Origin of the sequence: Geodermatophilus sabuli, assembly GCF_010686765.1 — a bacterium.
Taxonomy (GTDB): domain Bacteria; phylum Actinomycetota; class Actinomycetes; order Mycobacteriales; family Geodermatophilaceae; genus Geodermatophilus; species Geodermatophilus sabuli_A.
On the sequence record NZ_JAAGWF010000035.1, the window covers coordinates 1 to 4883 of the forward strand.

Annotated in this window: 7 protein-coding genes; 1 reads left to right on the top strand and 6 read right to left on the bottom strand. The window is 57.7% G+C overall.

The features are described from left to right. From GCU56_RS22800 to GCU56_RS22810, 3 genes are all read right to left on the bottom strand, one after another. Positions 1–673 (bottom strand): plasmid recombination protein (locus GCU56_RS22800; protein ID WP_204332702.1); only part of this gene is annotated, 673 nt, incomplete at its 3' end. A gap of 271 nt (positions 674–944) precedes the next feature. After that, positions 945–1235 (bottom strand): BrnA antitoxin family protein, encoded by a 291-nt coding sequence (locus GCU56_RS22805; protein WP_119918575.1) that lies wholly within the window; start codon positions 1233–1235, stop codon positions 945–947. Next, positions 1232–1519: a BrnT family toxin gene (locus tag GCU56_RS22810; protein WP_204332703.1), complete on the bottom strand. Its 288-nt coding sequence runs from the start codon at positions 1517–1519 to the stop codon at positions 1232–1234. The genes GCU56_RS22805 and GCU56_RS22810 overlap by 4 nt, the downstream gene beginning before the upstream one ends. A gap of 296 nt (positions 1520–1815) precedes the next feature. On the opposite strand from GCU56_RS22810, the gene GCU56_RS22815 reads away from it, so the two are divergent. Beyond that, positions 1816–2823 (top strand): replication initiation protein, encoded by a 1008-nt coding sequence (locus GCU56_RS22815; protein WP_121634697.1) that lies wholly within the window; start codon positions 1816–1818, stop codon positions 2821–2823. 247 nt (positions 2824–3070) lie between these two features. Here the strand turns inward: GCU56_RS22815 and GCU56_RS22820 are convergent, their stop codons facing one another. The 3 genes from GCU56_RS22820 to GCU56_RS22830 form a co-directional block, all read right to left on the bottom strand. Then, positions 3071–3883 carry a hypothetical protein gene (locus GCU56_RS22820; protein WP_163484487.1) on the bottom strand — a complete coding sequence of 271 codons (813 nt, stop codon included), beginning with the start codon at positions 3881–3883 and terminating at the stop codon, positions 3071–3073. After that, entirely contained in the window at positions 3880–4113 is a 234-nt protein-coding gene (locus GCU56_RS22825) for a hypothetical protein (protein ID WP_163484488.1), read from the bottom strand. Before GCU56_RS22825 ends, GCU56_RS22820 begins: the two co-directional genes overlap by 4 nt. 75 nt (positions 4114–4188) lie before the next feature. Further along, the coding region (locus GCU56_RS22830) for a hypothetical protein (RefSeq protein ID WP_204332704.1) at positions 4189–4883 on the bottom strand (695 nt) is incomplete at its 5' end.

Consider the following 4883-nt stretch of genomic DNA (forward strand, 5'->3'; position numbering starts at 1 on the left):
CCAGCGGCAGATCGTGATGCAACTGGCGCACCGACTTGTGGACCGTGGCGGCGTAATCCTCCCCCGCGGCCAGCCGGTCATATTTGCGATTACCGCGCTCGATGCCTTCGCAGTGACGGGACATGACCTCGAAGACCAGATCCTGCAGCTCGATCATCAGAGCGGGCCGTGTAGCCTTGGCCAGAGGGATCCCGGCCCGGTTACAGGCCCGGAGTTCGAAATGGGCGTGGATGGCGCTTTCATCGCAATGGACCATCAGCGCCTCCAGGGATGTGTCCAGCCGTTCCGCGACGGCCTGCGCGAGTTCCCGGAAGGCCGCATCCTGCTGTTCGATGGTGAGCGCCAGGAACATCTCCTGGGCTTCCGTCCCGAAGGTCACGATCCCCGCAGTGACCACAGCCGCGTTGCTCTTCATGGCTCTTTTGGCCCCACGGGCTGTCCGGAGCGCCAGAACCTCATCCCTGATCTGCGAGACAGGGCGGGGTTCCATCAGGGGCCTGTTCAAGCTTTTCCGAGCAGGATCCACGTATTTGGGCTGAGGGCCAATCCGGAAATCATGGCGTCTCTGGCCATAAGCCTGGGACAGGGACTTTCCCTCCAGCCGCACGGAAGCGGCGCGGGGGTTCCCACCGGTGAGATCTTCGGGGCGAATGTTCAGGGGTTCGGTGCTCATACCCCCAAAGATCGCCGACCCACATGAAAATCCAAAATCCGGACTTTCGAAAATCCCTGTTCATGATAGGATAATCGAATAACAAAATGGCAAATTATCGTTTATTCATAACCTACTAGCCATAAACACCCCCCCGATGGGGTCTGTTTATGGCTCTCCGGCGAAGAGGGTTGCTGCGCCCCTCTTTCGAAACTCCCAACCGAAGGGACCAGCCCCTTTCGAAACCCCAGAGCCGGACATGGTCCGGACAGAATGGCCGCATTCTGCACCTTCAAAGCCCCGCAGCTTCCCGGAGTGCGTCGTTCATCCGGGTTTGCCACCCCGGACCGGACGCCTTGAACCGAGCCACGATCTCCGGATCGAGCCTCAGCGACACCGCCACCTTTGGGTTCTCCGCCTTAGGACGGCCCACAGCGTTTCTGCGCATGGCTTCCGCCAAGGCTGGAAACACCTCAGCAAACGGCTTGGCTTGGCTGATCTGCTCATCCGTGACTTCTGGCGCTTCCGGATCGCTGGCGATCATTCGCTGGATCTGCTCTTCGGTCAGGTGCTTTCGGGTCATAGCAGGGTCCTCTCCTTCCGACTGGCAGGGCGCATCGAGATCACGGACACCCCTTCGATGCCCAGGGTGGCAAACACCACAGCGATCGTCCCATCCGCGAGATGCCCTATCGCCATGTGCCGATCGTCTCTCGCGGGAACCACGACCGAAGCCAGAAAGAACCCCTCATCGAGGTCACCGAAATCCAAGCCATGCTTGGCGAGGTTCGCTTGGCGCTTTGGCTCATCCCAGACGATCATCAACATAATTTTCGTATATACGAAAACAAGGCCATTATCAAGCATCGCCAACCCCTCTCTCCCAGCACGGCCAGAAATTGGCCGATCAGCCGACCATGAGGGGTGAAGTTTCGCTGAGTGTCGGGTGTCGAGTGTCGCGTGTCGCTTCGCTCCCCTCGACACCCGACACTGACACTGGGGGGCTAAAAATGGAGGTCCCGGAGGGTAAAAATGTAGATGCCGGAGGGTATGAATGGAGGTCCGGGAGGGTATGAATGGAGGTCCGGGAGGGTATGAATGGAGGTCCGGGAGGGGCGTATGGAGAGTTGACTATGGAGCAAGCAAACTTGTAACCTCCACTGATGAGGGAAATCACCGTTCCATCCAGCGCCGTCGCGCTCCGATCCGAAACGCCCCTGACGCCCGCCATGGTGTCGGCGGTCTGGGAAATCGCAGCCGCGCTGGACGAACAGCGCGTGCCCGCGACCGTTCCCAATTCCGTATGGCTGGAGGTGCCGACCCTACGCCTCCGGGGGGAGGGCAGCAGGGCCGACAATGTCTGGCTGCGGCAGTGCCTGGAGCGGCTGACTGGGGTGAAGCTGTCCGGAGAGCATCGCGGCGATCCTTGGGGGGCCGTCGTCCTGGCCGAATGGCACATCACCGAGGGCGGCAGCATGGCGCGCCTGCTGATCCCGCCCGCCGGGGTTCACGCCCTCCGCAGCCCGGCCAACTTCACGAAAATCGAGGCTGCAGCTGCTCACCGGCTGACCGGCCACGGACGGCAGCTCTACGCTCTCCTCGCAGACAAAAAACGCCTCGGGCGCCCTTACTGGATCTTCGACCTGGCCGAGCTGCGCGCGCTCATGGGAGTTGATGATCGCACAGCGTACGACGTTTGGGGACAGTTCAGCCGATGGGTCCTCAAGCCCGCCATCGACGCGATCAACGACTACGGCACGGTCACGGTCAAGATGACCCCGGAAAAGCGCGGCCGATCAGTCCATGCCGTCCGCTTTGACTGGCATTGGAAGGACCCGCACGAAGCCTCGGAAACCGCGGCCGAAAACGACCGCCACAGCGCCGCGCGTCGAAAAGCACAGGAAACCTCCGGAGCTCCGCCGATCATCGAAGACACGCCTCAGGGTGATCCGGCCCGGGAGTGGTGGAATGGGCTGACGAACGCAGAACGGGAGATCTGGGGCGACAGGGCGGGCCGGACATTCGAGGCCGGAGGGCGCCAGATCACCCGGAACGAGCGCGATTTGGCCCGTGCCGCCTATGATATTTTCACCACAGATCCCCCTGGGAGCCAGTCGAAAACACGGAAAATTCCAGAGACCGTCCATTTGGAACGAGACAAGACCCCATGAGATACACTCTCGGACAGGCGGCAAAAGCCACCGGAAAGAGCAAGACGACAATCCAGAGGGCCGTCTCGACCGCGCCGCTGGTGGCAGTGGTGATGCGTGATAACCACGGGAACCGCGTACGCACCTGTTGCGGTGGCCGAACCGGCGTGTCGCAGGCGAACAATCGCACCACCCATAAAATCTTCACCATAACCCTGTGCCGGCTTCATTTCGTGAATTCGGCACAGGGTTGCGAAGCATAATGAAGTCAATAACGCTCCAGAGCGTCCCTCAGATTCTGCGCGCCAAACCTATCGACCAATCTGTCCAGCTCTATAAATATATCACCGCTGTATTCGGACGACAGCTGCTGATCATTTTCGCCCGCAATAGTGTAGTCACAAAATCTTGGCTTAGAATAAGGATTTCCAGATATCACGCCCCTATCAGGTATCACTTCATTATTCGGCCGCAAAATATTTATGGGATTTCCCTCCCATATTTCACCATCACTTGTTATAATGGACGTTACTGTAATATATACTCCACCCCTAACTCTGAACCCCCTTGGCACACCTATTCCCCAAGAAAAAGTACCGAGCAGTGGCGCTCCGAGTTGCCCCTCAACAACAAGTCTTTGAAAACTTCCAAAGCCTCCAAAAGAGTCAATGGTTGCGACCACCACTTCAGCGGATAAAATACTTTCAGAATCAAAATCAAACTCGATAATAGCACTTGGTGTGCTTGGATGGTAAACACAGTCTGTCAACTCTCTATCGCCTGCAACTTGAACCTCTCCATACACACGATTCATCCCCGCCTCATCGAGCATAAATACCCTCGCGCTATGAATTTGTGCTGGCGCGCCAATCGCTTCAACCGCGCGAACCTCATGCAAAGTTGCCGAAAGATTGTATTCATTATTTAAAAGCAAATTAACCGGCACTGAGTTATTAAAATCTTCCCCCAATACTGGCCCAGAGGTGATTAATGTTGCCACTGAAATGGGCAGTATGTATTTCATCAAACCACCAACTTTTAATCCGTTTTTCATTTTTTCACCACCACAGCACTGTATCATGAACCGAATTGTGAAGCGGGACCAACCCATGCGACAAAACCCTCAGGTATTTTATCTGGCCCGGTAACCTCTGTACAAAAATCAATTCTCCATGCATCACCCATAGATGACTTTGCCATGGAAGAAGCGTCTTTCTCTGATTCAGCGTAGAAAAATCCAATTTTTATTGGCTCTACATCTTCAGTATTTTCGAACACTTCAATTTTCCACAATTTCATCTTCTTCTCCACAGGTGATCATCTGTCCTTCACACTATCAAAAAAATTATCTCATCATAGATCAAAATGCCAAAGCAATCGAATGAGCTAGAACCCTGGCCCTTCATCCTCGAGATCGTATCTCTCCGGCTCCGGCCTGAGCCGTTCGAGCGCCCTACGCAGGGCCGGCACGGCATCCCGGACAGAAGCCGGGATTGCCTCACCCAGCCATGCTGATGCCTCATCGAGGACGGACAGGATCGCATGTCCGAGGCCTCGCAACACCCCTTCGCGCTTTTCGACATCCTGCTCCCGATTTTCCAATACCTCCTCAGAGGCGCGCAGAGCGGCCTCTGAGGCCCTCAAGCGCGCCTCGCGCCCCTCGACAGCCAAAACACGCCTATCGGCCTCAGCGGCCCGCTCTGAGGCCCTGCGCGCCCCACCCTCAGCCCGGACCCGCTTCCGCTTAGCCACCTCGGCCCGGTCTTCCAGGGTTTTGACCTCGCCCGTGAGACGGTCATGCTTGGCCTGGAGCGCCTCCAGCTCACCTTGGCGGGCTTCGAGATCCCGGACACGGTCCGAGAGCCGATCGCGATAGACCCGCAGCCGCTTGACCTTGGCCGCGGTCAGCTCCCGATCCGCCGCTTCCGCCTCCAGCTTGGCGACCCGGCCCTGCATCTCCTCGACCCGAGTCTCCAACTCTGGGAGATCCGCCTGAAGGGCCTCCCGTTTCTGTTCGAGAGCTTGGATCTCCAGCGGCAGATCGTGATGCAACTGGCGCACCGACTTGTGGACCGTGGCGG

Coding starts and splice junctions, on each gene's coding strand:
- GCU56_RS22805 (WP_119918575.1), bottom strand. CDS start 1,235: ATGACCCGAAAGCACCTGACCGAAGAGCAGATCCAGCGAATGATCGCC.
- GCU56_RS22810 (WP_204332703.1), bottom strand. CDS start 1,519: ATGCTTGATAATGGCCTTGTTTTCGTATATACGAAAATTATGTTGATG.
- GCU56_RS22815 (WP_121634697.1), top strand. CDS start 1,816: ATGAGGGAAATCACCGTTCCATCCAGCGCCGTCGCGCTCCGATCCGAA.
- GCU56_RS22820 (WP_163484487.1), bottom strand. CDS start 3,883: ATGATACAGTGCTGTGGTGGTGAAAAAATGAAAAACGGATTAAAAGTT.